Here is a 25,048-nt window from a genome sequence, read left to right as displayed (position 1 = left end):
CGCCTCACGCGTTGCGGGCCAGCACGGTGTCGACCGCGCGGCGGAGCGTATCCGGGGAAGCCTGGCCGTCCGCCACGCGCCAGGCGACGTGCCCGTCCGGGCGCACCAGCACGGCGCCGGTGGGGCCGAGCCCGTACTCCTTGGCCCAGGTCGGGGAGACCAGCGCGCCCGCGCCGTCGGCGGAGATCTCCGCGGCGGGCAGGCCCAGCTCGGCGGCGGCCCGGGACCAGCCGCTGCCCGCGGGCGCCAGCAGGGTGAAGCCGGGGCCGAGGAGGTCCAGTGTGGACAGCTCGCGGCCCTCGCGGCTGAGCCAGACGTGCGGGGCGCGGTGCCCGGGGCGGGCGCAGGGCACGTAGGTGCGGTAGGGGTCCTCCGGCGCGGGCGCGGGGGACCCGTCGGGGAGCACGGCGGAGGAGTCGTAGTGGAAGCCCAGCACCAGGCCCTCGGAGCTGCGGCGGCCCGCCTGCTGCTCGATGGACTCCTTGAGCGTCAGCTCGCCCTCCATCATGCGGAAGGTGATGAACGCGTTCGCCAGGCTCTCCTCGACCGTGCGCGCGCCCACCGGGTGGCGCTCGGCCTCATAGGTGTCCAGAAGGGACTCACCGGCCTTGCCGCGCAGTACGGCGGCCAGCTTCCACACCAGGTTGTGCGCGTCCTGGATGCCGCAGTTCATGCCGAAGCCGCCCTGCGGGGTGGACACGTGCGCGGCGTCGCCCGCCAGGAAGATCCGCCCGGAGCGGAAGCGCTGGGCGGTGACGGCCTGCTGCAGCCACGGCATGATGCCGACCAGCGACACCTCCAGGTCCGGCACGCCGACGGCGGCGCGCACGACCTCCACGCAGAACTCCGGGGTGAAGTCCTCGGCGCTGCCGCCCTCGGCGGGGTCGTAGCCGGTCTGGATCATCCAGCGCCGCTTGTTGTCCACCGCCTCGACCGCGCACGGGATCGCGCTGCGGATGAAGTAGAGCGCGCACATGCGCCCCTCCAGCAGCGGAACCAGGTCGGCGTCGAACATGACGCTGATCATGTGCCCGATCGGCGGCGGCCCGTCGACGCCGATGCCGAGCGCGTCGCGCACCCCGCTGCGGGCGCCGTCGGCGGCCACGCAGTAGCGCGCCCGCACCGACTCGCCGGTGGACAGCTCGGCGGTCACGCCGTCGGCGTCCTGGGTCAGGCCGACCATGCGCACGCCGAAGCGGATGTCGGCGCCCGGCTGGGACTCCGCGTGCGCCTTGAGGATGACCTCGAACTTGTCCTGGGCGCAGATGTAGGCGTAGGTCGGGCTGTGCGGGGCGTCTTCGGCGATGGCGGCGCCCTGACGGCGGAAGTCATCGGCGATGAGCGAGGAGCCGACGCCGACGGCGAGGCTGTCCTCGCGCGGCAGGCCCGCCGCCTCGACCTCGTCCTGCAGCCCCCAGGCGCGCACCAGCTCCATCGTGCGGGTGGTGACCAGGCGGGCCTTGGGGAAGATCGAGGTGCCGGGGTGCTTCTCCACCAGCACGCAGGTCAGCCCGTGTCGGGCGCACTCCACCGCCGTGGCCAGCCCGACCGGTCCGCCACCCACGATCAGCACGTCCACAGCGTCGCCCATGACCGCCAGCCTCAGTCATGCGCGCCCGCCGGTCAATGCCGTGGATATCCGATTGATAAGGGAAAGAAAACGCAGGTCAGTAGCGTTGCCGTGCACGCTCGCGAGTGGTCTAGACACAGGGAGACGTCCATGTTCAGCGAAGGCGCGGTTGCCCTGGTGACCGGTGGCTCACGCGGTATCGGACGCGCGGTGGCCGTCGACCTGGCGGCCCAGGGGGTGCACGTGGTGATCAACTACGCGCGCTCGGAGTCCCAGGCCAAGGAGGTCGCCGCGCAGATCGAGGCCGACGGCGGCAGCGCGAGCATCGCGCAGGCCGACGTGACCGACGAGGCCGCCGTGCGGGAGATGTTCCGCGCGCTGCGCGCCGAGCACGGCCGCCTCGACGTGCTGGTCACCAGCGCGGGCGTGACCAAGGACCGGCACCTGATCGCGATGAGCACCGAGATGTTCACCTCGACCATGGACACCAACGTGCTCGGCACGTTCCTGGCCTGCCGCGAGGCGATGCGCATCATGCAGCACCAGCGGCGCGGGTCCATCGTGTGCGTCAGCTCCTCCAGCGGCATCGACGGCGGCTTCCCCGGCCAGACCAACTACGTCGCCTCCAAGGGCGCGATCATCGCCTTCGCCAAGGCGCTGTCCAACGAGGCCGCGCCGCACGGCGTGCGGGTCAACGTGGTCGCCCCCGGCTTCGTGCACACCGACATGATCAAGGGAATCCCGGAGAAGCTGCGCGCCGACTACGCCTCGCGCATCCGCATCGGCCGCATGGGCGAGCCCGAGGAGATCGCCCACGCGGTGACCTTCCTGGCCTCGGACAAGGCCTCCTACATCTCAGCGGCCACCATCGTCGCCAACGGCGGCGGGCTGGCCTGAGGGTCCACAGAGAACAGACGAGGGAGCACACGTGAGCATCGACGAGCTTCGCGCCGCGGCGTCGGCCCGCCGGGAGACCTGCGCGCAGATCAAGAAGATGATCGTCTCCCGGCTCGACCTGCCGATCGAGCCGGAGTGGATCACCGACGACCAGCCGCTGTTCGGCCGCGGCCTGGAACTGGACAGCCTGGACGTGCTGGAGCTGTACGTGGCGATCGAGGCTGAGTTCGGCGTCGCGCTCTACGACAGCGACATGTCGGTCTTCGGCTCGGTCTCGCGCCTGGCCACGCACGTCAACCCGGCGCTGGAGCTGGAGAAGACCCCGGCATGACCGCGACCCTGCCCGAGGCGAAGGGACCCGGCGCCACGGCACCGGCCGCCAGGACGAACCTCTCCCACGACGAGGTGCGCGAGATCCTGCCGCACCGCTGGCCGATGCTGCTGCTCGACCGGGTGGACAAGGTCGAGCCCGGCGTCAGCGGCACCGCGGTGAAGAACGTCGCGGGCACCGAGCTGTGGTTCCAGGGCCACTTCCCCGGCGAGGCCGTGCTGCCGGGGATCGTCGTCATCGAGACGATGGCCCAGCTCGCGGGCGTGGTCTTCGCCCTCGCGGGCGCGGGCAAGATCAGCTACCTGGCGGGCGTGCGGTCGATGCGCTTCCGCCGCCCGATCGTCCCCGGCGACCAGCTGGTGCTCACCGCAGAGCGGTCCGCGGGTGGCCGCGGCTTCGGCGAGTACAAGGTCACCGCCCGCGTCGACGGGCAGGTCGTCGCCGAAGGCTCCATCAGCATCGCAGACCCCGCACACGGAAAGGCCTGACATGGAATCCCCGATCTCCCAGCCCGACGGGACCGTTCGCGGCGAGATCCTGGAGGCGACGGTCGCCCTGCGCTACACCACGCTGGCCGACGAGTACGCCGCGATCCGCGACCGCGCCGCCCTGGTGGACCTCTCCGGCGCGCGCATCATCGAGATCTCCGGCGGCGACGCCACCGACTTCGCCCAGCGCGTGCTGGCCCGCGACGTCGAGTACCTGACCGCCGAGCGCTGCATGACCAGCCTGGTGCTGGACGAGGCGGGCCACGTCGTGGACACCGTCGTGGTGTGGGGCCGCGAGACCGGCATGCTGCTGGAGAGCTCCGTCGGCGGCGGCGCGCGCCTGCTGGAGCACCTCAAGGGCCAGGTCGGCGACGCCGACGTGGAGGTCGCCGACCGCTCCGAGGAGCACGTCCTGTTCGGGCTGGAGGGCCCGTACTCGTGGGGCGTCGTCGGCCGCCTGATCGACAGCGAGCTGGCCGCGCTGCCCTTCGAGTCCGTTGTGGACACCGAGTGGGACGGCACGCCGATCATCTTCGCGCGCACCGGGTTCACCGGCGAGTACGGCTACAAGGTGCTGGTGCCGCGCGCCGAGGCGCAGCGGCTCTGGGAGGCCGCGGCCGCCGAGGCCGTCCCGGCCGGCCAGGAGGCCCTGGAGCTGGCGATGCTGGAGGTCCGCCAGCCGCTGGTGCACCGCGAGGCCGGTGCCGTCGACATCCTGGAGATGGGCGCCAACTGGCTGGTGGACGTCACCAAGGAGGAGTTCGTCGGGCGCGAGGCCGTGCTCGCCGCCTTCGAGGGCCCGGCCGGGCTGCGCACCATCGGCTTCACCACCCCGGGCGAGGCCCCGGCGGCGGGCACGCCGGTCACCGTGGACGGCGAGCGCATCGGCGAGGTCGTGCACGCGGTGCACAGCGTCGGCCTCGACGCCGCGCTTGGCCTGATCAGGGTGCCCGCCGACCTGGCGGCCGCCGGTCTGCGGGTGAGCGTGGGCGAGGCCGAGGCCACCACGCTGACCAGCCCGTATGTCACCCCGAAGTCCTGGAGCACGCCGATCATCTGATCCGCTCGCGGATCGTCTCGTCAGGGAGGAACGAAGCCATGGCGCTGCGCCCAGTGGTCATCACGGGTGTCGGGGTGATCTGCGCGGCGGGTCGCGACCCGGAGGAGTTCTGGGCGCGGCTCACCGCGGGCGAGAGCGGGATCACCGCCGTCGCCGACCAGCGGTTCACCGCCTTCGAGGCGCGCTACGCGGGCCAGGTGCCCGCGGCGTGGATCAGCGAGCAGCTGCCGCCCGAGGACGGCATGCTCGACCGCACCGCCCGGCTCGCGCTCGTCGCCGCGCGCCAGGCGCTGCGCCAGGCCGGGCTCGCCGACGGTGCCGACGGTGCCAGTGGGGATGCCGTGCCGGGCGAGCGGTTCGGCCTGGTGCTGGGCAAGTGCCAGGCCACCCCGGACGAGACGGGCGGCTACCAGCCCATCTACGCCACCGGCGACATCGTCGCCGCGAAGCTGGGCATGCGCGGCCCGCGCATCCTGGTCTCGACGGCGTGCGCCGCGGGCGGCAACGCGGTGGGCCTGGCCAAGGACAAGATCCTCACCGGCGAGGCCGACGTGGTGCTGGCGGGCGGCGTCGACCCGCTGCTCTTCGGCACCTACGCCGGGTTCGCCGGGCTGCAGGCGCTGAGCACCGGCCCGTGCGCCCCCTACAGCCGCTCGGACGGACTGAACCTGGGCGAGGGCGCGGCGTTCGTCGTCGTCGAGCCGCTGGACCGGGTCCTGGCCAGGGGCGGGACCCCCCTGGCCGAGGTCGCGGGCTACGGCCTGTCCGCCGACGCCTACCACGCCACCGCGCCGGACCCGACCGGCCGCGGCGGCGTCAGCGCGATGCGCAGGGCGCTGGCCGACGCCGACCTGACCACCGACGACGTCGACTACGTCAACGGCCACGGCACCGGCACCCCCGCCAACGACGCCATGGAGAAGAAGGTCATGCGCGCCGTCTTCGGCGACCGCGCGCCGCAGGTGCCGACCAGCAGCATCAAGAGCTTCATCGGCCACACCCTGGGCGCGGCGGGCGCGGTGGAGGCGGTGGCCAGCGTGATGGCGCTGCGCACCGCGACCGCGCCGCCGACCATCGGGTTCACCGAGGAGGCGATCGAGGCCGCGGCGCTGGACTTCGTCCCCAACACCGCGCGGCAGCTGCCGATGTCGGTCGTGGTGTCGAACAACTACGCCTTCGGCGGCAACAACGCCGCGCTGGTGCTGCGTACCCCCCGCGAGGGCATCGAGGGCGCCGACGGGCTGCCGGAGAAGGACGTGGTGATCACCGGCCTCGGCCCGGTCACCGGTCTGGGCACCGGCATCGCCGAGGTCTCCTCGGCGATCGCGGCGGGCCAGGCCAGCACGGCCGCGCCGTCGCTTGAGGGCCGCACGTTCGCGCCGCGCTCGCTGTGGCGGCACATGAACACCCTCTCCCGCATGGCCATCGCCGCGTCCCGGCTGGCCTGGGAGGACGCCGGGCTCAAGCTCAACCGCGCGGCCAGCGACAACGTCGGGGTCATCTTCGCCACGGCGGCGGGGTCGGTGGAGAGCACCCACGGCTTCGACGAGAGCGTGCTGTCCAACCCGAACAAGCCGGCCGTGCTCAGCTTCTCCAACGTGGTACTCAACGCCACCGGCGGCGCGGTCTGCCAGACCCTGGGCCTGCGCGGGCCGACGACGACCATCTGCAACGGCGGCGCGTCGGCCTCCATCGCCCTGGACTGCGCGGTCGAGACGATCCGCGCGGGCAAGGCCGAGGTGGTCATCGTCGTGGCCGCCGACGACGCGGGCGCGGGCGGCGACCTCTCCGGCGTGACCCCCTACGACCGCGCGACGGGAGCGGCCCCCGCCGCGCCCGCCTCGGTCGCCCTGGTGGTCGAGTCCGCCGAGCACGCCGCCGCGCGCGGCGCGACCCCGTACGCGCGGGTCGTGGCCAGCGCCCACGCAGGCTCCGGCGAGGACACCGAGCGCGACCTGGTGGCGCGCGGGCTCAGCGCCCTGCCCGCCGACGTCGACCTGGTGATCGGCTCGGCCACCGGGCACGCCACCGACGCCGACGAGGCCGCCGCGGTGCTCGCCGCGCTGCCCGGCAGCAGGCTCACCGCCTCCACCGGGCTGACCGGCGACTGCGGCTCGGCCACCGGCGCGCTCAACCTGGCGCTGGCCGCGCTGGCGGTGCGCGACGGCGTCGTGGCGGCCATCCCCGGCCTGGAGAACCCGGTCGCGGGCAGCGTCGAGTCCTATGTGGCCAAGCCGGTGCTGTCCGGGCCCGTCCGCCGGGCGCTGGTGCTCAGCGCGGCGCCCGGCTCGGTGCGCGGCGGAACCGTCCTGGGGGCGGTGTGACCACAGCGCGGTCGGGCTCCCAGGAGGTCTCGTCAGGGACGCCGTTCGACCTCCTGGAGACCGACCGGCTGCTGACCACCACCCGCTCGGTGCGCAAGCGCCTCGACCTCGACCGCCCGGTGCCCCGGGAGGTCATCGAGGAGGCGCTGGAGGTCGCGGTGCAGGCGCCGACGGCCAACAACCAGCAGAACTGGCGCTGGCTGATCGTCACCGAGGCCGAGGTCAAGGAGCAGCTGGCCCACATGGTCATGCAGGCCTGGCGCTTCCACGAGCGCGAGGTCTGGGCCCGCTCCGGCCGCAGGCGCACCGACGTGCAGGCCAAGCGCAACCACGAGTCCTCCAAGCTGCTGGTGGAGAACCTGGGCCGGGTGCCCGCCCTGGTGATCCCGTGCGTGCTGGGCAGGCCGCCGGACATCGGCGAGATCGACCGGCAGTGGTCGGAGTCGCACTCGGCGAAGCTGCTCGTCGGGACGTGGAAGGAGGGCTCGCTGCTGGGTGCCATGCGGGCCAGCAACTTCTACGGCTCGATCTACCCCGCGATCTGGTCGTTCCAGCTGGCGCTGCGCAGCCGGGGCCTCGGCAGCACGATCACCGGCATGCACCTGGCCTTCGAGCGCCAGATCGGTGAGCTGCTCGGCATCCCGGCGGGTGTCAGCCAGATCTGCCTCGTCCCCGTCGCCTACACCATCGGCACCGACTTCCGTCCGGCCAACCGGCACGCGGCGAAGGAACGCACGTATTGGGAGAGGTGGCAGGCATGAGCACTAACGGTGCCGTCGGCCCTGGTGCCGTTGATGTCGTGGTCGTCGGCGGTGGGATCGCGGGGGCCTCGGCCGCCTCCTACCTCGCCATGAACGGGCTGTCGGTCGTCATGCTGGAGAAGCAGGAGGCCTACACCGACATCGTGCGCGGCGAGTGGATCGCGCCGTGGGGCATGCGCGAGGCGCAGCTCCTCGGCGTCGAGGACGCCTTCGGCCTCGGCGGCGCGTGGGAGATCCGCGAGTGGACCCAGTGGGACGAGACCACCGACGACCCGCACACCGCCGAGACGGTGGACATGACGCGGTTCGTGCCCGGGGTCGGCGGCCCGCTGTCCTTCCCGCACCACACGGTGTGCGAGCTGATGGCCGTGCAGGCCGTCGATTACGGCGCCACCGTCGTCATGGGCGTGCAGAAGGTGCACGTCACCAAGGCCGAGAAGCCCGGTGATCTGCCGGCGGTGCGCTTCACCACCGCCGACGGCGCCGACCACGAGCTGCGCCCGCGCATGGTGATCGGCGCGACCGGGCGCGGCTGCACCATCGGCCGCCAGATCGGCGTCAGCATGGCCACCTCGGTGCACCACTGGGGCGGCGGCCTGCGCGTGGAGGGCCTGCACGACTGGCCGATGGACGTGCAGGCGATGGGCACCGAGGGCGAGAAGATGTTCATGGTCTTCCCGCAGGGCGACGGCGCGGCCCGCCTCTACATCAACTTCCCCACGTACAACAAGCACCGCTACAAGGGCGCGGGCGGCGTCGAGCGCTTCATCGCCGACTTCGAGCTGGACTGCCTGCCCGACCGGGGCAAGTCCGTCTACGCCGCCGCCACCCCGATCGGCCCGCTGAAGGTGTGGCCGTCGGTGGCGATGTTCCCCGAGCAGCCGATCGTCACCGACGGCGTGCTGCTGGTCGGCGACGAGGCGGGCAACGCCGACACCGTGCTCGGCACCGGCCTCTCGTGCAGCCTGCGCGACACCCGCACGGTCTGCGAGATCCTGGTGGAGTCCCAGGACTGGTCGCCGAAGGCGTTCGAGCCCTACCTGGCCGAGCGCAAGTTCCGCATGGAGCGCCTGCACTTCGGGGCCAGCATCATCGCCAAGCTGCACTGCGAGTTCGGGCCCGAGGCCGCCGACCGGCGCCGCCGCGTGCGCGAGCTGATGGCCGACAACTTCGCCGCGCAGGTGACCGGCCTGCTCAACATGGTCCCGCCGGAGGAAGTGCCGGACTTCGGTTTCAGCGAGTTCTTCGCCGAGAGGCTGTTCAGGGAGAAAGTATGACCACGCTCAACTCGTCGTTCTCCGGATCGACGCTGTCGGGATCGTCGCTGTCGGGATCGACGCTGTCCGGATCGACGCTGTCCGGCTCGTCGCTGTCCGGATCGTCGCAGCGCGACAGCCTGCTGACCGACGTCGCGCACGTCAACGGCGTCGACATCGCCTACGTCGACAAGGGCGAGGGCACCCCTGTCGTGCTGCTGCACGGCTTCCCGGACTCGCACTACCTGTGGCGCCACCAGATCGACCCCCTGGTGGAGGCCGGGTTCCGGGTCATCGCGCCCGACCTGCGCGGCTTCGGCGGCTCCAGCAAGCCGCAGGAGGTCGAGGCCTACGACATGCGCACGATCGTCAACGACGTCGTGGGCCTGACCATGCACCTGGGCATCCAGCGCGCGCACATCGTCGGCCACGACTGGGGCGCGGCGATCGCGTGGATGTACGCCTTCCTCATGCCGCGGCGGGTGGACCACCTCGCGGTGTTCTCCGTCGGGCACCCCGGGGTGTTCTCCACGCCATCGATCGAGCAGCGCCGTGCCAGCTGGTACATGCTCTTCTACCAGTTCCCGGGCGTCTCCGAGCAGCTGCTGCGCCGCAACGGCTGGCGGCTGTTCAAGGAGATCATGGGCACCGAGGGCGACTACCAGCGCTACCCGCGCGAGCTGGCCAAGCCGGGCGCGCTGACCTCGGCGCTGAACTGGTACCGCGCCAACCGCTCGCCAGAGTCCGAGCTGCGCGTCGAGAGCAACTTCCCGCCGGTGCTGGCCCCGACGCTGGGCGTGTGGTCCACCGGGGACCAGGCGCTGCTGGAGGAGGGCATGACCGGCTCGGTGAAGTTCGTCAAGGGGCCGTGGCGCTACGAGCGCGTCGAGGAGGCCAGCCACTGGATCCCCCTGGACCAGCCCCAGCGGGTGACCGAGCTGCTGCTGGGCTTCCTCGGCACCGAGCAGGCCGCCTCGGCGCCCTCCCGGCGTCGCAGGCTCTGAGCAGGCACTCCCGCGCTGAGAAGCAAGCCCGCGCGCTGAAACAAGGAGGTCGGGCGTGATCGCGTTCGTGTTCCCCGGGCAGGGCACCGTCCGGGTCGGGATGGGCGGCTGGCTGCGCCGCGACCCGGTGGGCGCCGCGGTCGTCGCGCGCGCCGACGAGGTCATGGCCGACGTCCTCGGCGAGCCCGTGTCGCAGCTGTGCGCGCGGGGTCCGGCGGAGAAGCTGGTGGCCACCGACGGCGCGCAGCCGGCCGTCACCGCGTGCAACCTCGCCGCGCTGGCCGTGCTGGCCGAGCGCGGCGTGGTCCCGGACGTCGTCGCCGGGCACAGCGTGGGCGAGCTGAGCGCGCTGTGCGCGGCGGGCGTCCTGGACGTCGAGGCGACCCTGCGCCTGGTCGGCGTCCGGTCCCGGCTGATGGCCGCGGTGCCCGGCACCGGCGGCATGACCGCGGTGATGGGCCCGGAGCCCGCGCAGGTCGCGGCCTGGGCCGCCGAGGTGTCCACCCCGGAGGAGCCGCTGGTCGTCGGCCTGGAGAACGCGCCGGACCACACCGTGGTCTCCGGGGCGTTCCCGGCGATCGAGCGGGTGGTGGCGCTGGCCTCGGAGTTCCCCGCGACGCGCAAGGTGGTGGCGCTCAAGGTCGGCAACGCCTTCCACTCCCCGCTGATGGCCCCGGCCGCCGACGCCTGGGCCGAGGCCGTGCGCGCGGTGCCGATGGCCGAGCCCCGGGTGCCGGTCATCCCGAACACCACCGCGGAGCCCACCACCGACGTCGCCGTGCTGCGCGAGGCGCTCATCGAGCAGCTGACCGCGCGCGTGCGCTGGAGCGAGACGATGCGCGCGCTCGCCGACGCCGACACCTGCGTCGAGGTCGGCGACAGCAAGGTGCTCGCCGGCCTGATGCGCGCGGTCGGCACCCGCTGCGTGAGCCTGGCCGATCCGGCCGCGGCGCGCAGGCTGGAGCCGGTCGGATGAGCCGCTGGGGCAGCGCGGTCGTGGCCTTCCGCGGCCTGTCGGACCCGGCGCAACTGGTCGCGCCGATGTCGCTGGACTCCGTCTACACCCGCGCCGAGCGGCTGCGCTCCGGCGAGGGCAGGACTTTGCAGCACTGGGCGGGCAGGCTGGCCGCCAAGCACGCCGTGCTGCGGCTGCTGGGCGTGGCGGCCACCCCGGAGTCCCTCGGCGGGGTGGAGGTGCTGCCCCGGCCGTCGGCGATGTGCGCGCGCGGCGCGGCCTGCCAGCACGGCCACCCGCCCGAGGTCCACCTGCGCGCCCCGCTGAGCGCCGAGGCCGACACCCGCATCCGGGTCTCGGTCAGCCACACCGCCGACCTCGCCGTCGCCGTGGCCCTCTCCGCCGCCACCCTCCCGGAGGACCAGTGACCCCCGCCGAGCGGTACCTGGCCGCGTGGCGCGACGGCGACCCCGACGCCGTCGCCGCCGCGGTCGCCTCCTTCACCGACCCGGACACCGACAAGCCGCTGGCCGGCCATGCCCTGGCCGCGCACGCCCGCGAGTGGCTGGCCCGCTTCCCCGGCGCCTTCGAGTCCGACGTGGACGGCCCGGTGGCGAGCTGGACGCTGACCGCCGCGCAGCGCGGCTCCTACCTCGGCATGCCCGGCACCGGCGGCGAGCTGGTCGTCACCGGGGTCGACGTGCTGAGCGAGCGCGAGGACGGCCTGCACGTGCGCCGCGTCTTCGACCGCCTCGCCGTCGCCGACGCGCTGGGCTACGCGCCCAAGTTCGTCCCGCGCGAGGACGGCGAGCGCGAGTTCGGCGTCAGCACCCGCACCCCCGGCAGGCCCGGCACCCCCGGCGCGATCACCCTGACCTGGCTGGACGTCCGCGACGGCGACGAGGGCGCCGACGTCGACCTGCTCAGCGTGGAGGTGGTGAAGTCGCTGCGCGCGTCCAAGGGCTTCCTCGGCGCGAGCACCTTCGACATCGGCAACCGCAAGTACACCCTGACCGCCTTCGACAAGCCCGAGTCCGTGCGCGCCGTGCACGCCCGCGCCCACCAGCGGGCCATGCGCCGCTTCTTCAAGGGCGGGCTGTGCACCGGCGCGTACACGAGCGTGTGGACGCTGGCCAGGGAGAGCCACTTCGCCCGCTGCGGCGGCTGCGAGGCCATGGTCGCCGCGGGCAAGAACTGCGACTGCGGCTGGACCCCCGACCCCGAGACCCTGTTCTAGACCGAGGAGAACCGATGACGGTCTTCACCGCCGAGCACAAGCCCGGGAACGAGGGCAGGCCGCTGGTGGCGTTCATGTCCGCGCTGTTCGCGGGCGGCTGGATCTGGGACCACCCGTTCGCCGCGCTGACCGAGAAGGGCTGGCCGGTGCTGCGCACCACCGAGCCCATCTGCGCCCTCGACAGCAAGGTGGCGGGCTCCATCGAGCGCCTCGGCGACGCGCTGGTGGCCGCCTGCGACGAGGTCGGCGCCGAGAAGCTGGTGGTGTGCGCGAACTCCCTGGGCGGGCTGGTCGCCATCGACCTGGCCGGGCGCATCCCCGACCGGGTCGCCGCGATCGTGGTCTCCGGCGCGCCCGGTCTCACCCCGGACCCGGACGTGGGTCTCAACATCGACCGGCGCGCCGACGTGCGCCCGTCCGGCCCGGAGTTCCAGGCCCGGATGCTGGCCGCGCTGTTCCACGGCGAGCCGCTGTTCACCCAGGAGCAGATCGACTCCGTCGGCGAGGTGCTGCGGCAGGGCCCGGCGATGGTGGCCATGGCGCGCAGCATCCGCGCCACCCGGACGTACAAAGTGGACCCGGCGATGGCCAAGGTGGAGTGTCCCTCGCTCTACGTCTGGGGCCGCCACGACAAGATGACCCCGATCGACCCGTGGCTGGAGGCCGTCCCCCGGCACCCCGGCACCGAGTTCATCACCGTCGAGGACTGCGGCCACATCCCGATGATCGAGGCGGCCGAGGAGTACAACGGACACCTGCTGCGGTTCCTGGACCAGGTGGCTAGGTGATCGCGCCCCCGGTGCTGATCGGCGTCGACGTCGTCGAGGTCGACCGGATCAGCCGGGCCGTCGCCTACAGCGGCCCCGCCTACGCCCGGCACGTCATCGCGCCGGGCGAGCACCCCCTGCACGAGGACCCCGACCTGGCGACCGCGGCCAGCGTGGCCATCAAGGAGTGCCTGGTCAAGGCGCTGGGCGGGCGGCCACCGGGGTTCTCCTGGCACGACTTCACCGCCCTCGGCGACGTGCCCGTCGCGGGCGCGGACTGGACGCGCGGCCTGCTGGACGACGCCGTGCCCGAGGTGGCCGGGACCGTCGACGTCGCGCTCACCGACTTCTGCGCCTACGCCGTCGGCGGGGCCAGCCTGGCCGCCGCCCGCACCCGCTTCCCGGACGGCGCCGCGGGCGTCGCGGGCGCCGCCCGGTGGGGATGGCGGGGAAATCTCATCGTCGCTCTTGCCATACTGACAACGTTCCCGGAAGGAGCGCTCTGATGCCGTTGACCGACACCGAGACCGAGGTCACCGTCTTTCCGGGAGAGTCCATCCAATCGGCGCTTGACAGCGGTGCCCGATTCATCCGTTTAGCCGAAGGTGTGTATACGGGCGGTGTCGTCCTCCCCGATGGTGTGCGACTCCTCGGCGCGGGCTCGGGCAAAACCGTCCTCACCCCGGGTGCGGTGCAGGACAGCGGCATCCCCGCGCTGCACGACGCGCCCGCCGCCGTGGACCACGCCATCACCGCGCACGCCGTCTCCGACATCGCCGTCGAAGGGCTGACCCTGCGCGGCTTCTCCGGCGCCGGCGTCTACGCCCACACCGTCACCGGGCTGCGGCTGACCGATGTGGAGTCCGACGGCAACCGCGTCTGGGGCATCTACTTGCGCGAGTCCACCGCGCTGGAGGTCACCGGCTGCCGCGCGTCCGGCAGCCAGTACGGCGGCATTGCGCTCGCCTTCTGCTCAGCGGCCGAGGCCGACATCGTCGACTGCGAGGTCACGGGCAACGCCTTCGGCGTGTTCGTGGACAACTCCAGCCGCGCCCGCGTGCGCCGCGTCCGCAGTCACGGCAACGCCGCGGGCGTGCTCATGCTGCACCAGACCTACCCCGGCGAGCCCGAGGGCGGTGTCACCGACTGCCTCGTCGCCGACTGCGACCTCACCGGCAACTCCCTCGCCGCCGGCGGCGACGACCCCGACGCGCTCGGCGCGGCCGGACCGCCCATGTCCGGCATCGGCCTCGCGATGATCGGCGTGCAGCGGGTGGCCGTCGTCGGCAACCGGATCACCGGCAACCACCCCGGCGGGCCCTCGGTCATGGGGGCGGCGTTCGTCGTCGGGTCCTCAGCGGACTTCGGCGGCTCCGCCTCGGCGGACAACACCGTCGAGTGGAACACGATCTCCGGCAACACCCCGGCCGACGTCCAGGCGGACGAGTCCGGGCTGCGGATGGTGAACAACGTGATCGGCGAGCCTGAGGAAGCCACATGAGCCCTGCCCTGGTGTGCGAGAACCTGGTCAAGCGCTACGGCGACAAGACCGTCGTCAACCACGTCGGCTTCCACATCGAGGAAGGCGAGGCCTACGGGCTGCTCGGCCCCAACGGGGCGGGCAAGTCCACCACCATCTCGATGATCGTCGGACTGCTCGCCCCCAACGAGGGCACGGTCACCGTCGGCGGCATCTCGATGGCCGAGGACCCCCAGGCCGCGAAGCGCTTGATCGGGTACGTGCCCCAGGAGATCGCGCTCTACCCGGAGCTGACCGCGCGGGAGAACCTGCGCTACTTCGGCCGCCTGTACGGCATCCCGCGCAAGGAGCTGGCCGCGCGGATGGCCGAGGTGCTGGAGATGGTCGACCTGACCGACCGCGCCGAGGACCGCGTCGAGACCTACTCCGGCGGCATGAAGCGGCGCACCAACATCGCCGTCGCGCTGCTGCACAAGCCCCGGCTGCTGATCCTGGACGAGCCCACCGTCGGCGTCGACCCGCAGAGCCGCGTCGCCATCCTCGACGGCGTCGAGAAGCTGGTGAACGAGGGCATGAGCCTGCTCTACACCTCCCACTACATGGAGGAGGTCGAGCGCATCGCCACCCGCGTCGGGATCATCGACCGCGGCGAGATCAAGGCCGACGGCAGCAAGCGCGAGCTGGTCTCCGAACTCGGCGGCACCGACCGCATCGAGCTGACCCTCGACGGCGACGTGGAGTCCACCGCGGAGAAGCTGCGGCTGGTCGAGGGTGTCTCCGAGGCCGTGGTGACCGGCCCGCAGTCCCTGCGGCTGCTGGCCAAGGGCGGGCGCCACCTGCTGCCCGCGATCATCGACGCCGCCTCCGGCACCGCGGCCATCACCGGCGTCGAGGTCATCGAGCCCGACCTGGAAGCGGCGTTCCTGCACCTGACCGGCAGCACCCTGCGCGACTGACGGGACCTGACCCCATGCGACCCCTGCTCGTCGTCGGCGGCCGCGAACTCGCCGCCCGGCTGCGCGACGGCACCGCCGTGCTCATCGCGCTCGTCGCCCCCATCCTGCTGGCGACCATGTTCGGCTTCGCCCTCGGCGGCGACGACGACCCGCCGCTGAAGGCCACCATCGGCGTCGTGGACTACGACGGCGGCGAGTTCCCCGCCAGCGTGCAGCGCGAGGCCCTCAACACCGAGGAGCTGCGCGGAGTCCTGACCTTCACGGCCTACCCCGACGAGGCTGCCGCCCGCGCCGCGCTCGACGCGGAGCAGGCGGGCGCGGCGATCGTGTTCCCGGAGGGCTTCAGCAAGAGCGTCGGCGACGGCCGCGGCGGTGAGGTCACCGTGCTGGAGTCCAACGACTCCCCGCTGGCCGGGGTGATCGCCCGGAGCATGGTCGACCGGATCTCGGCGCTGGTGGAGGCCCGCACGCTCGCCGTGCGCGCGTCGCTGCGGGCCGGGGTGGCGCCGGAGGAGGTGAAGGTCTTCGTGGAGACCAACGGCGCCGAGGGTCCGTCGCTGGCGCTCTCCAGCGACCCGGTCAGCGGCGGGGCGGTCGACCTGGCCGTCTACTACGGCTCCGGCATGGCGGTGATGTTCGCGTTCTTCGTCGTCGGGTCCTCGGCGCGCAGCCTGCTCACCGAGCGGCAGAACGGCACGCTGGCCCGCATGCGCGCCGCGCCGATCCCGGCGTGGACGGCGGTGGCGGGCAAGGGCGGCGTCGGCTTCCTGCTCGCGGTGATCAGCATGGTCGCCACCTGGCAGACCTCCGAGCTGATCTTCGGATCGAGCTGGGGGGCGCCGCTGGGCGTGCTGGCGCTGATCCTGGCGCACGTGTTCGCCGCCACCATGATCATCATGCTGGTGGCCAGCGGCGCCAAGACCGACGCGCAGGCCGACGGCTACACCCTGGGCGTCGCGTTCGTCTTCGCCTTCCTCGGCGGGAGCCTGGTCCCCGTCTACAACCTCCCCGACTTCCTGCAGTCGGTCTCCCTGGCCACGCCCAACGGCTGGGTCTCGGCCGGGCTGACCGAGCTGGCGAGCGGGAGCGGCCTCGGCGCGATCGTCACCCCGGTCGCGGTGGTGGTCGGCATCGGCCTGGTCGCCGGGACCCTGGCGACCCTGCGCTTCCGGAAGGGACTGTTCGCATGAGGCCACGGCCGATCAGCGCGCTCGTGGTGGCCAACATCAAGCGCCAGACCCGCGACCGGGTCGGACTGTTCTTCATGGTCGTCATGCCGTTCGTGACGATCATGTTCGTCGGCCTGGCGATGGGCGGCGCCGACGACAAGATCCCGGTCGCCGTCGTCGCCCAGGACTCCGACCCGACCGCGCGGGCGGTGCTGGAGCAGCTGGAGAAGAGCCCGTCGCTGGAGGTGCGCCGCGCCGACTCCGCCGACGAGGTGCGCACCGACGTGCGCCGCGGCACCGTCGCCGCGGGCCTGGTGATGACCCCCGGCTCGACCGAGTTCGACCTGGTGCTCACCCAGACCAGCGGCAGCGGCATGGCCGCCCGCAGCGAGATCGACGTCGCCATCGGCAAGGTCTCGGCCGTCCAGGAGGCGACCAGGGCCGCGGAGAAGGCGGGCGCGACCCCGCAGCTGGCCGAGCAGTACGTCGCCGAGGCCCAGGCCGAGGGCGGCGCGGTCGCCGTGCGCAACTCCGGCGGCGACGACGGCACCCCCAGCGGCTTCGCCTACACCGCGCCGGCCAACCTGCTGCTGTTCACCTTCATCAACTCGATGGCCGTGGCCGCCGCGCTGGTGGAGAGCCGCCGCATCGGCATGGTCCGCCGCACCCTGGCCGGGCCGGTCAGCAAGGGCGTCGTGCTGCTCGGCGAGGGCCTGAGCAGGCTGCTGGTGGCCGCCGCGCAGGCGGTGATGATCATCATCGTCAGCTCGCTGATGTTCGGCGTCAGCTGGGGCGACCCGCTGGGCGTCGGCATCATCGTGGGCCTGTTCTGCCTGGTCGCGACCGGCGCGGCGATGCTGGTCGGGGCGCTGGTGAACAACCCGCAGCAGGCCCCCGCGATCGGCCCGCCGCTGGGCATCGTGCTCGGCATGCTGGGCGGCTGCCTGTGGCCCAAGGAGGTGGCGGGCGAGGTGCTGGCCACGGTCGGCTACGCCTTCCCGCACGCCTGGGCGATGGACGGCCTGCTCGCGCTCACCCGGCCGGGCACCGGCATCGGCGCGGTGTGGCAGGAGGCGGCCGTCCTCGCGGGAATGGCGGCCCTGAGCCTCGGTGTCGCGGTGGTCGTCTTCCGGCGGCGGGCGCTCCAGGCCGCCTGACGGGCAGTAGCCTACTGCCCAGTCAGGGACTGGGAGGGCCACAGTGGAGCGCGTACTCGCCGACATCGCCGAGCACTGGCCCCTCTACGCCGTCATGCCCGTGGTCGCGGCGGTCATCGGCTACGTGACCAAGCGGGTCGCCATCGAGATGATGTTCCGCCCGCTGAAGTTCATCGGCGTCGCCAAGCCCTACCTGGGCTGGCAGGGCGTCGTGCCGCGCAACTCCGCGCGAATGATCAGGGTGTCGACCGAGCTGATCACCTCCCGCCTGGTCGACGCCCGCCAGATCGCCGAGCGCCTCGACGCCGACGAGCTGGCCAAGCAGATCCAGGGCCCGCTGCTGCTGATCATCGACGAGGTCACCCGCGACGTCATCGCCGAGCACCACCCCGGCCTCTGGGAGACCCTGCCGACCTTCGCCCAGGACCTCATCGTCAAGCAGGCCCAGGCGGGCGCCCCCGCGATGATCCGCCAGATCGTCGCCGACCTGCGCGCCAACATCGACGACGTGCTGGACGTGCAGCAGGTGGCGAGCAGCGCGCTGGAGCGCGACAAGCAGCTGCTGGTCCGCCTGGTGCGCGACATCTCCCGCCCGGAGATGGCCTTCATCGCCCGGTGCGGGATCTACTTCGGCTTCGCGCTCGGCGTGGTGCAGACGGTGGTCTGGGCGATCACGAAGGAACCCCTGGTCCTGCCGATCTTCGGCGGCCTGATCGGCTGGTTCACCGACTGGCTGGCCATCAAGCTGGTGTTCTTCCCCCGCGAGCGCACCAGGATCCTGGGCCTGTTCCCCTTCCAGGGCGTGTTCCAGCGCAGGCGCAAGGAGGTGGCCCGCCAGTACGGCGACATCGTCGCCCGCGAGGTGATGACGGTGCCCAACATCATCAACGGCATCTTCACCGGCCCCCGCTCCGACCGCGTCATGGCGATGATCCAGCGCACCGTGACGAAGGTGGTGGACGAGCAGGCGAGCCTGGCCAAGCCGTTCGTCGCCGTCGCGGTCGGGACCAGGCGCTTTCAGCAGATGAAGCACGCCGCCGCCGACAAGGCAATGACCTACTTGGACGAGACCGCCCGCCTGGCCGCCCCCTACGCCAGCGAGCAGATCAACCTGGGCCAGGTCATCGCCGCCAAGATGGACAAGCTGACCCGGGTGGAGTACGAGGGCCTGCTGCGCCCGGCTTTCCGCCAGGACGAGTGGAAGCTGATCGCGGTGGGAGCCATCATCGGAGCGCTCGTCGGCGAACTCCAGGTGATCGTCTTCTTGTCCTCGGGGCTGTTCTAGCTATCGTACGAGGTCGCTGCCACAGTCCCACCGAATGATGGCTAGGATTCCGCGGTGCGGCTGATCTATGTGGACGAAAGCTACTGCAAAGCCTGCTACTACGTTGTGGCCCTACTGGTTCCTGAGACGAGTGTGCGCCCCTTGGGCGCCGCGTTGGACACTGTTGTCATCGATGCCTCTTGGGGCTACGGCGGTATCAATTCCCAAGCGGAATTGCACGGGTACGACCTCTTTCACGCCCAGCGCGACTGGGAGCCGCTCAAGACGATGGCCCGAGCGCGCATTGGTATCTATGGCAAAGCTCTCCAGGCCATCGCCGACCACGACGTGCGAGTGATCATCCGCGGCGTGATGAGTCGGCGCTTGGTCCAGCGATACGGCGAACGCGCGTCACACCCGCATTCGGTGACGTTGTGGCACCTCTTGGAGCGCTGCGACGAGTACCTCGAACAGGTCGGGGACGTCGGCTTGGCCATCGCCGACGAACCAGGTCAGGCAGACCAGCAACCGGAGTACCGGAAGAGCCTCCGCGACTTCCAATTGACCGGTACTCGAGGTTACCGGTCAAGGCAGATCACCAGGATCGTCGACACCATCTACTTCGCCCCGTCCACGGCGAGTCGACTGGTCCAAGCCGCTGACCTGATCGCGTTCCTACACCACCGCATGGAGACCGAAACCAACACCGACACCCGAGTGGTCAAGGCGAACAACGCGCTATGGGCGCGGATCGCGCCGCGAGTCATCCATTCGCGCTGCTGGATTCCCTAAACGCACGAGAGCCCCGCTCGAAGGCGGGGCTCAAGGCTCGCAGGAGTTTCCTCCTACCAGCATCATAACACGGTTCGATGCTGGTGAGACGCGATGCGTTTCCTTCAGGTTGGGCAGGCGAGTGATTAAGCGCGGGCAAGACCCCTGGCTCGGCCCAGCACCCAGCAGACGACGTAGATGACGAACGAGATCGCCGTGACGAAGGCGCTGATCGGAGCCCCCGGCGCCAGCGACAGGACGATGCCGCCGACCGCCGACACCAGCGCGAAGGTCACCGACAGCAGGGTCGCCTTGAGCGGGCTGGCGGTGACCCGGCAGGCCGCGGCCGCCGGGGTGACCATCAGCGCCAACACCAGGAGCGCGCCGACCGTGCGGACGCCCAGCGCCGTCGCCACGCCGACCAGCACGGCGAACACCAGCGACAGCGCCACCACCGGAACACCGCGGGCCTTGGCGACCTCCGGGTCCACCGAGGCGAACAGCAGCGGTCGGTAGATCAGCGCCAGGACGGCGAAGACCCCGGCCGCGCAGCTCATCAGCAGGGCGAAGCTGGCGAAGTCCTGCCCCACGATCTGGCCGGTCAGCAACCCGAACTTGTTCGCCGCGCGCCCTTTGTAGAAGTACAGCATCAGCACACCGACGCCGAGGCCGAAGGCCAGCACGACCCCGATCACCGAGTCGTACTCCGAGGAACGGCGGGAAAGCAGGCCCAGCACGAGCGCGGCGACGATGGCCCCGGCCAGGGCCCCGTTGCCGACGTCCCAGCCCAGCAGCAGCGCCGCCGCCCCGCCGGTGAAGGCCAGTTCGCTGGTCCCGTGCACCGAGAACGCCATGTTGCGGCTGACGATCAGCGGCCCCAGGACACCGGCCAGCAGCCCGAGCACGACCGCCACCACCAGCGCCAGCTGGACGAACGGCAGCGCCAACAGATCGACCGTCAGGCCGAAGTCGAAGAACCCCTCCACCTCAGCTCCCGGGCCCGCGGTCACGCGGTTCGTCATGGTGGTGCGGGTGGTCCTCGCACAGGTCGCTGTGGGCGCCGACGATGTGGATCTGGCCGCGCACCCTGATCACCTCGATGTCGGTGCGGTAGAGCGAGGACAGGGTCCGCGAGGTCATCACCTCGTCGGGGGTGCCCGCCCGGAAGCGGCCGTCGACCAGGTACAGGATGCGGTCCACCAGCGGCAGCACCGGGTTGATCTCGTGGGTCACGAACAGCACCGCCGTGCCCGAGGCGCGGCGGCGCTCGTCGATGAGGGTGCTGACGGCGCGCTGGTTGGCCAGGTCGAGGGAGAGCAGGGGCTCGTCGCAGAGCAGGACCGCCGGGTCGCCGACCAGGGCCTGGGCCACGCGCAGGCGCTGCTGCTCGCCCCCGGAGAGCAGGCCGACCGGGCGGTCGGCGAAGTCCCCGGCGTCCACCGAGGCGATCGCCGCCGCCACCCGCTCGGCGCGGTCGCGGCGGCCGGTGAAGCCGATGCCCCAGCGGTGGCCGTCGAGGCCGAGGCCGACCAGGTCGCGGCCGCGCACGGCCAGCGCCGGGTCCAGGGCGCGCTGCTGCGGGATGTAGCCGACGCCGCGGTTGCCCCGGCCGGGCACCGAGCCCGCGACCCTGACCGTCCCGGCCGTCAGCTTCTGCAGCCCCAGCAGCACCCGCAGCAGGCTCGTCTTGCCCGAGCCGTTCGGGCCCAGCACCGCGACGAACTCGCCGGGGGCGACGTCGAAGTCCAAGCCGTCCCACAGCACCCGGTCGCCGTAGGCGAGGCGGGCGCCGGACAGCGACACCGCGCCGCCCGTGCGGGGCGACGCGGTGTGCTGCTGGGGCCGGACCGTCATCCCGTGACGGCGGCGGCGAGGCTGTCGACCTGCGTGGTCATCCACTCAAGGTATCCGGTCGCGTTCTCCGGCAGCGTCTCGGACACCCCGACGACCGGCACGCCCGCGCGCTCCGCGGTCGCCTTGACCGCCTCGGTGACGGGGGTGGCGGTCTGCTCGTTGAACAGCAGCGCGACGACCTGCTTGTCGGTGAGCAGCTTCTCGGTCGCGGCGCGGGCCGCCGCCGAGGGCTCGGACTCCTCCGCCACGGCCTCGGCGAAGTCCGCCGGGGTGGCGTCGGCCAGGCCCGCGGTCTCCAGCAGGTAGGCGGCGACCGGCTCGGTGGCGACGACCTTCGCGCCGGGCTTGGCCTTGCCGATCTCCTGCGCCTTGGCGACCAGGCCGTCGATGCCTTCGCCGAAGGCCTTCACGTTGGCCTCGAAGGCGCCGATGTTGGCCGGGTCGATCACCGACAGCTCGGAGGCGATGCTCTCGGCGACGGAGTGCACGGCCTCCAGGTCGTACCAGATGTGCTCGTTCTCGCCGTGGGCGTGGTCATGCCCCTCCTCGCCGTGCCCCTCTTCCTCGGCGTGGCCTTCCTCTCCAGCGTGGGACTCCTCAGCGTGGGACTCCTCAGCGTGGGACTCCTCGGCCGCCGTGGTGGTCGGCGCGGCGGAGCCCTCCTCGGCGTGGGAGTGGCCCTCGGCGGCCTCGACGGCGACGACGCGCTTGAGGTCGCCGCCCGCGGCGTCGGCCAGGCCGGTGAAGAAGTCGTCGTAGCCGCCGCCGTTGGACACCGCGAGCTTCGCGCCGTCGAAGGCGACCGCGTCGGCGGGCTTGGCCTCGTAGCCGTGCGGGTCGGCGGCGGCGTCGATCAGGATCGGCCGGACCTCGACGTGGTCGCCGCCCACGGCCTTGACCACGCTCGCCCACACGTTGGTCGAGGTCACGACCACGGTGGCGTTCGGCGCGGCGCCCGGCTCGGTCGGCTCCTGAGGTGATTCGCCACACGCGGTGAGACCGAGCAGCAGCGTCGCGGCGGCTCCGGCGATCGCGGGCGCCTGCCAGCGGCGGTCCTTGGTCATCTGGTGCTCCTGCTGGGCGTCTGCCGGCCGTGGCCGACAATGGTAACCGTTGTCGAGTTCAGTTTACGCCACGTTCGAGGCCCCGATTCACTCGACCGGGTTAACGATCGTTCATCGGCACGCAGTCTCGGACTTCTGCAATTGGTTCTGAACCGTTACGGTCAGATCATGGCGCGGTCTATTCACGTCCGGCGACCGGCGACACTGGCGTCGCTGGCCGCGGAACTCGGGGTCTCCAGGACCACCGTCTCCAACGCGTACAACCGTCCTGACCAGCTCTCCCCCGAGCTGCGCAGGCGCGTGCTGGAGACCGCGCGCAGGCTCGGCTACCCCGGTCCCGACCCGGTGGCCCGCTCGCTGCGCACCCGCAAGGCAGGGGCTGTCGGCCTGCTGCTCACCGAGAACCTCTCCTACGCCTTCCGCGACCCGGCCGCGCTGGGCTTCCTGGAGGGCCTCGCCCTGGCGTGCGAGGGCGCGGGCCAGGGCCTGCACCTGGTGCCGGTGAACCCCGAGCGCGAGGACGTCGCCGCGGTGCACCGGGCCGGTGTCGACGGTTTCGTCGTCTACTCCGTGCCCGACGACGACCCGCACCTGGCCGCCGTGCTGTCGCGGCCGGTGCCCACCGTCGTCGCCGACCAGCCCAACGTCGAGGGCGTCGACCAGGTCGGCATCGATGACCGCGCCGCCATCACCGCCCTCGCCCAGCAGCTGATCGACCTCGGCCACCGCCGCGTCGGCGTCCTCTGCATGCGCCTGTCCCGCGACCGCAACGACGGTTTCGCCAGCCAGGAGCGGCAGAGCACCGCCCACTTCCACGTTCAGCGCGCCCGGCTCAACGGCCTGGCCGACTCCTTCGGCAAGGCGGGCGTCGACTGGGCGAGCGTGCGGGTGGTCGAGCGCTTCGACCACACCACCGCCAGCGGCGCCTCCGCCGCCGCGCAGCTGCTCGACGCCGACCCGCAGATCACGGCGCTGGTCTGCACCTCCGACATCCTCGCCCTCGGCGCGCTGACCGAGGCCCGCCGCCGCGGTCTGCGGGTGCCGCAGGACCTGACCGTCACCGGCTTCGACGGCATCGCCGAGGCCGACCGGGTCGGCCTGACGACCGTGCGCCAGCCGGTGCTGGAGAAGGGCCGCGCCGCGGGCAAGCTGCTGCTCGGCGCCCCGGACCCGACCCGGCCGCGCCAGGTCATCCTGGACACCGAACTGGTCCTGGGCGCCACGTCCGCGCCGCCCAGGACCAGCGAGGAGCGCTGGTTCGGTCCCTGAGGGCCCGCCTAGCGGCGCAGGGTCAGCGGGACCGGCTCGCCGGTCACCGCGCCCAGCTTCGGCGTGACGGTGTACTCCCCGGCGCCCGCGTCCGCGCGGCTCGTCGGGCAGCCGGGCGACGAGGTGCGGCCCGACCAGCGGACCTCGTACTGCTGCTTCGCGCGCGGGGCGAGCACGCGCGGGAAGGCCTCCCGGGTGCCGAAGTAGCAGTCGTTGCTGGACCACACGCGCTCCCCGCCCTGGGCGACGACCAGCTCGCGCTTGGCCCTGCTGATGTCGTAGGTGCACGGCACCGGCCCGATGTTGCTGATGACCAGGCGCAGCAGCGGGCGCTCGGTCGCGTGGTAGGCGCGCTGGCCGGTCTCGGCGGTCACCGCGACCGAGCTGTCGGGGCAGGGCGCGGACGGGTCCGGCGGCACCTGCTCGGGCGCGCGCGGTGCGGGGCTCGCCGTCGCGGCCATGCGCGAGGTCGGAGCCGCTTTGGACGGTGCTCCCCTCGACGGCGCCGCGGCCTGGGAGGAGGGCGCCGCCTTGGACACCGGCGGCGGTGTCCGCTTCGGCAGCGGGGAGGACGCGGCGACGCCCTGGATCGGCTCCTCGCCGCCAGAGCCCATGAGGCCGTCGACCAGCCAGATCAGCGCGACCAGCGCGAGCACCGATCCGGCGAGCGCGCCGACCCGGCGGCGGAAGTACACGCCACGGGGCAGGTGTGGGTCGTCCATAGCACTTGACGGTAGCCGCGCGAACACGAACCGTTGCGGCGGCGGACGTCGCTCGTTCGGGCGATACTTTCCCGCGGCGCCGCGTCAGCGACACATGCCACAGTGAGTTTCATTCCAGCCCACTTGTCCGGGACCTGGGACACCGGTTCCAATCAGTGATCCAACCGACCGACCGCCGGAGGCAGGCCCGTGACCGCCATCGACGATCTGCTGCAGCGCCACATCGATGGGCCCGACCTCGGCGCCCCCGACATCCCGACCCCGGTGCCCTCGCTGCACCTGGCCGTGGTGACGTGCATGGACGCGCGGATCAAGGTGTTCGACGTCTTCGGCCTCACCCACGGCGAGGTGCACATCATGCGCAACGCGGGCGGCGTGGTCACCGACGACATCATCCGCTCGCTGTCGATCAGCCAGCGCAAGCTGGGCACCCGCGAGGTGATCGTCATGCAGCACACCTCGTGCGGGCTGGCGACCATCACCGACGACGCGTTCAAGGACGAGCTGGAGGACGCCACCGGCCTGCGCCCGCCGTGGGCCGTCGAGGCGTTCCGCGAGGTCAAGGACAGCGTCCGGCAGTCGGTGGAGCGGGTGCGGCGCAGCCCGTTCGTCCTGCACACCGACAACGTGCGCGGGTTCGTCTACGACGTGCAGACCGCGGCGCTGGAAGAGGTTCACTGATCGCTTAGAGT

Annotated in this window: 26 protein-coding genes; 21 read left to right on the top strand and 5 right to left on the bottom strand. The window is 72.1% G+C overall.

Annotated features, from left to right (window positions below; genetic code table 11):
* Window positions 1-4 precede the first annotated feature (4 nt).
* A complete protein-coding gene (locus ACFPM7_RS07285) occupies window positions 5-1,591 on the bottom strand; it encodes an FAD-dependent oxidoreductase (protein WP_378245221.1) in 1,587 nt (528 codons plus the stop codon).
* Between the two features lie 129 nt (window positions 1,592-1,720).
* On the opposite strand from ACFPM7_RS07285, the gene ACFPM7_RS07280 reads away from it, so the two are divergent.
* The 19 genes from ACFPM7_RS07280 to ACFPM7_RS07190 all read left to right on the top strand — a co-directional run bounded on the left by ACFPM7_RS07280 (window position 1,721) and on the right by ACFPM7_RS07190 (window position 19,468).
* On the top strand, window positions 1,721-2,467 hold the full coding sequence (locus tag ACFPM7_RS07280) for an SDR family oxidoreductase (protein WP_378245219.1): 747 nt from the start codon (window positions 1,721-1,723) through the stop codon (window positions 2,465-2,467).
* A 31-nt stretch (window positions 2,468-2,498) separates the two neighbouring features.
* Window positions 2,499-2,798 (top strand): acyl carrier protein, encoded by a 300-nt coding sequence (locus ACFPM7_RS07275; RefSeq protein WP_378245217.1) that lies wholly within the window; start codon window positions 2,499-2,501, stop codon window positions 2,796-2,798.
* Entirely contained in the window at window positions 2,795-3,286 is a 492-nt protein-coding gene (gene fabZ / locus ACFPM7_RS07270; protein ID WP_378245215.1) for a 3-hydroxyacyl-ACP dehydratase FabZ, read from the top strand. Before ACFPM7_RS07275 ends, fabZ begins: the two co-directional genes overlap by 4 nt.
* Before the next feature lies 1 nt (window position 3,287).
* Window positions 3,288-4,346 carry an aminomethyl transferase family protein gene (locus ACFPM7_RS07265; protein WP_378245213.1) on the top strand — a complete coding sequence of 353 codons (1,059 nt, stop codon included), beginning with the start codon at window positions 3,288-3,290 and terminating at the stop codon, window positions 4,344-4,346.
* A gap of 38 nt (window positions 4,347-4,384) precedes the next feature.
* On the top strand, window positions 4,385-6,670 hold the full coding sequence (locus tag ACFPM7_RS07260) for a beta-ketoacyl synthase N-terminal-like domain-containing protein (RefSeq protein ID WP_378245211.1): 2,286 nt from the start codon (window positions 4,385-4,387) through the stop codon (window positions 6,668-6,670).
* Window positions 6,667-7,431 (top strand): nitroreductase family protein, encoded by a 765-nt coding sequence (locus tag ACFPM7_RS07255; protein WP_378245209.1) that lies wholly within the window; start codon window positions 6,667-6,669, stop codon window positions 7,429-7,431. Before ACFPM7_RS07260 ends, ACFPM7_RS07255 begins: the two co-directional genes overlap by 4 nt.
* Entirely contained in the window at window positions 7,428-8,708 is a 1,281-nt protein-coding gene (locus ACFPM7_RS07250) for an FAD-dependent oxidoreductase (RefSeq protein WP_378245207.1), read from the top strand. The genes ACFPM7_RS07255 and ACFPM7_RS07250 overlap by 4 nt, the downstream gene beginning before the upstream one ends.
* Window positions 8,705-9,691, top strand: coding sequence for an alpha/beta fold hydrolase (locus ACFPM7_RS07245; RefSeq protein ID WP_378245205.1), 987 nt, complete (start codon window positions 8,705-8,707; stop codon window positions 9,689-9,691). Before ACFPM7_RS07250 ends, ACFPM7_RS07245 begins: the two co-directional genes overlap by 4 nt.
* Before the next feature lie 55 nt (window positions 9,692-9,746).
* Window positions 9,747-10,667 (top strand): ACP S-malonyltransferase, encoded by a 921-nt coding sequence (locus tag ACFPM7_RS07240; RefSeq protein WP_378245203.1) that lies wholly within the window; start codon window positions 9,747-9,749, stop codon window positions 10,665-10,667.
* Window positions 10,664-11,074: a holo-ACP synthase gene (locus tag ACFPM7_RS07235; protein WP_378245201.1), complete on the top strand. Its 411-nt coding sequence runs from the start codon at window positions 10,664-10,666 to the stop codon at window positions 11,072-11,074. The genes ACFPM7_RS07240 and ACFPM7_RS07235 overlap by 4 nt, the downstream gene beginning before the upstream one ends.
* Window positions 11,071-11,883: a nuclear transport factor 2 family protein gene (locus ACFPM7_RS07230; protein ID WP_378245199.1), complete on the top strand. Its 813-nt coding sequence runs from the start codon at window positions 11,071-11,073 to the stop codon at window positions 11,881-11,883. Before ACFPM7_RS07235 ends, ACFPM7_RS07230 begins: the two co-directional genes overlap by 4 nt.
* A 14-nt stretch (window positions 11,884-11,897) precedes the next feature.
* A complete protein-coding gene (locus tag ACFPM7_RS07225; protein WP_378245197.1) occupies window positions 11,898-12,671 on the top strand; it encodes an alpha/beta fold hydrolase in 774 nt (257 codons plus the stop codon).
* On the top strand, window positions 12,668-13,156 hold the full coding sequence (locus tag ACFPM7_RS07220; protein WP_378245195.1) for a holo-ACP synthase: 489 nt from the start codon (window positions 12,668-12,670) through the stop codon (window positions 13,154-13,156). The genes ACFPM7_RS07225 and ACFPM7_RS07220 overlap by 4 nt, the downstream gene beginning before the upstream one ends.
* 134 nt (window positions 13,157-13,290) lie before the next feature.
* Window positions 13,291-14,151, top strand: coding sequence for a right-handed parallel beta-helix repeat-containing protein (locus tag ACFPM7_RS07215; RefSeq protein WP_378245193.1), 861 nt, complete (start codon window positions 13,291-13,293; stop codon window positions 14,149-14,151).
* Complete coding sequence (locus ACFPM7_RS07210) at window positions 14,148-15,086, top strand: ABC transporter ATP-binding protein (RefSeq protein ID WP_378245191.1); 939 nt, start codon at window positions 14,148-14,150, stop codon at window positions 15,084-15,086. The genes ACFPM7_RS07215 and ACFPM7_RS07210 overlap by 4 nt, the downstream gene beginning before the upstream one ends.
* 14 nt (window positions 15,087-15,100) lie before the next feature.
* Window positions 15,101-16,276: an ABC transporter permease gene (locus ACFPM7_RS07205; protein ID WP_378245189.1), complete on the top strand. Its 1,176-nt coding sequence runs from the start codon at window positions 15,101-15,103 to the stop codon at window positions 16,274-16,276.
* Window positions 16,273-17,412: an ABC transporter permease gene (locus tag ACFPM7_RS07200; RefSeq protein WP_378245187.1), complete on the top strand. Its 1,140-nt coding sequence runs from the start codon at window positions 16,273-16,275 to the stop codon at window positions 17,410-17,412. The genes ACFPM7_RS07205 and ACFPM7_RS07200 overlap by 4 nt, the downstream gene beginning before the upstream one ends.
* Before the next feature lie 43 nt (window positions 17,413-17,455).
* Window positions 17,456-18,697, top strand: coding sequence for a DUF445 domain-containing protein (locus ACFPM7_RS07195; protein WP_378245185.1), 1,242 nt, complete (start codon window positions 17,456-17,458; stop codon window positions 18,695-18,697).
* 54 nt (window positions 18,698-18,751) lie between these two features.
* Window positions 18,752-19,468, top strand: coding sequence for a DUF3800 domain-containing protein (locus ACFPM7_RS07190; protein WP_378245183.1), 717 nt, complete (start codon window positions 18,752-18,754; stop codon window positions 19,466-19,468).
* A gap of 125 nt (window positions 19,469-19,593) precedes the next feature.
* Here ACFPM7_RS07190 and ACFPM7_RS07185 read toward each other — a convergent pair whose 3' ends face one another.
* The 3 genes from ACFPM7_RS07185 to ACFPM7_RS07175 are packed head-to-tail and all read right to left on the bottom strand — an operon-like array spanning window position 19,594 to window position 22,365.
* A complete protein-coding gene (locus ACFPM7_RS07185; RefSeq protein ID WP_378246301.1) occupies window positions 19,594-20,433 on the bottom strand; it encodes a metal ABC transporter permease in 840 nt (279 codons plus the stop codon).
* A gap of 1 nt (window position 20,434) precedes the next feature.
* Window positions 20,435-21,301, bottom strand: a complete 867-nt coding sequence (locus tag ACFPM7_RS07180; RefSeq protein ID WP_378245181.1) for a metal ABC transporter ATP-binding protein — start codon at window positions 21,299-21,301, stop codon at window positions 20,435-20,437.
* Window positions 21,298-22,365, bottom strand: coding sequence for a metal ABC transporter solute-binding protein, Zn/Mn family (locus ACFPM7_RS07175; protein ID WP_378245179.1), 1,068 nt, complete (start codon window positions 22,363-22,365; stop codon window positions 21,298-21,300). The genes ACFPM7_RS07180 and ACFPM7_RS07175 overlap by 4 nt, the downstream gene beginning before the upstream one ends.
* Window positions 22,366-22,533: 168 nt before the next feature.
* Between ACFPM7_RS07175 and ACFPM7_RS07170 the strand changes: the two genes are divergently transcribed.
* Window positions 22,534-23,634, top strand: a complete 1,101-nt coding sequence (locus ACFPM7_RS07170; protein WP_378245177.1) for a LacI family DNA-binding transcriptional regulator — start codon at window positions 22,534-22,536, stop codon at window positions 23,632-23,634.
* Window positions 23,635-23,642: 8 nt separating this feature from the next.
* Here the strand turns inward: ACFPM7_RS07170 and ACFPM7_RS07165 are convergent, their stop codons facing one another.
* Window positions 23,643-24,356: a hypothetical protein gene (locus ACFPM7_RS07165; protein ID WP_378245175.1), complete on the bottom strand. Its 714-nt coding sequence runs from the start codon at window positions 24,354-24,356 to the stop codon at window positions 23,643-23,645.
* A 189-nt stretch (window positions 24,357-24,545) separates the two neighbouring features.
* Between ACFPM7_RS07165 and ACFPM7_RS07160 the strand changes: the two genes are divergently transcribed.
* Entirely contained in the window at window positions 24,546-25,037 is a 492-nt protein-coding gene (locus ACFPM7_RS07160) for a beta-class carbonic anhydrase (RefSeq protein ID WP_378245173.1), read from the top strand.
* The last annotated feature ends 11 nt before the right edge of the window (window positions 25,038-25,048 follow it).

This window comes from Actinokineospora guangxiensis, assembly GCF_042657845.1.
Lineage (GTDB): Bacteria > Actinomycetota > Actinomycetes > Mycobacteriales > Pseudonocardiaceae > Actinokineospora > Actinokineospora guangxiensis.
Note: the sequence above shows the minus strand (reverse complement) of the source record. Positions and strands in the feature narration are given on the sequence as shown.

Bases quoted from the DNA above. Each gene is read 5' to 3' on its own strand.
- ACFPM7_RS07285 (WP_378245221.1), bottom strand. From the start codon at position 1,591: ATGGGCGACGCTGTGGACGTGCTGATCGTGGGTGGCGGACCGGTCGGG.
- ACFPM7_RS07280 (WP_378245219.1), top strand. From the start codon at position 1,721: ATGTTCAGCGAAGGCGCGGTTGCCCTGGTGACCGGTGGCTCACGCGGT.
- fabZ (WP_378245215.1), top strand. From the start codon at position 2,795: ATGACCGCGACCCTGCCCGAGGCGAAGGGACCCGGCGCCACGGCACCG.
- ACFPM7_RS07265 (WP_378245213.1), top strand. From the start codon at position 3,288: ATGGAATCCCCGATCTCCCAGCCCGACGGGACCGTTCGCGGCGAGATC.
- ACFPM7_RS07260 (WP_378245211.1), top strand. From the start codon at position 4,385: ATGGCGCTGCGCCCAGTGGTCATCACGGGTGTCGGGGTGATCTGCGCG.
- ACFPM7_RS07250 (WP_378245207.1), top strand. From the start codon at position 7,428: ATGAGCACTAACGGTGCCGTCGGCCCTGGTGCCGTTGATGTCGTGGTC.
- ACFPM7_RS07245 (WP_378245205.1), top strand. From the start codon at position 8,705: ATGACCACGCTCAACTCGTCGTTCTCCGGATCGACGCTGTCGGGATCG.
- ACFPM7_RS07235 (WP_378245201.1), top strand. From the start codon at position 10,664: ATGAGCCGCTGGGGCAGCGCGGTCGTGGCCTTCCGCGGCCTGTCGGAC.
- ACFPM7_RS07225 (WP_378245197.1), top strand. From the start codon at position 11,898: ATGACGGTCTTCACCGCCGAGCACAAGCCCGGGAACGAGGGCAGGCCG.
- ACFPM7_RS07210 (WP_378245191.1), top strand. From the start codon at position 14,148: ATGAGCCCTGCCCTGGTGTGCGAGAACCTGGTCAAGCGCTACGGCGAC.
- ACFPM7_RS07205 (WP_378245189.1), top strand. From the start codon at position 15,101: ATGCGACCCCTGCTCGTCGTCGGCGGCCGCGAACTCGCCGCCCGGCTG.
- ACFPM7_RS07200 (WP_378245187.1), top strand. From the start codon at position 16,273: ATGAGGCCACGGCCGATCAGCGCGCTCGTGGTGGCCAACATCAAGCGC.
- ACFPM7_RS07180 (WP_378245181.1), bottom strand. From the start codon at position 21,301: ATGACGGTCCGGCCCCAGCAGCACACCGCGTCGCCCCGCACGGGCGGC.
- ACFPM7_RS07175 (WP_378245179.1), bottom strand. From the start codon at position 22,365: ATGACCAAGGACCGCCGCTGGCAGGCGCCCGCGATCGCCGGAGCCGCC.
- ACFPM7_RS07170 (WP_378245177.1), top strand. From the start codon at position 22,534: ATGGCGCGGTCTATTCACGTCCGGCGACCGGCGACACTGGCGTCGCTG.
- ACFPM7_RS07165 (WP_378245175.1), bottom strand. From the start codon at position 24,356: ATGGACGACCCACACCTGCCCCGTGGCGTGTACTTCCGCCGCCGGGTC.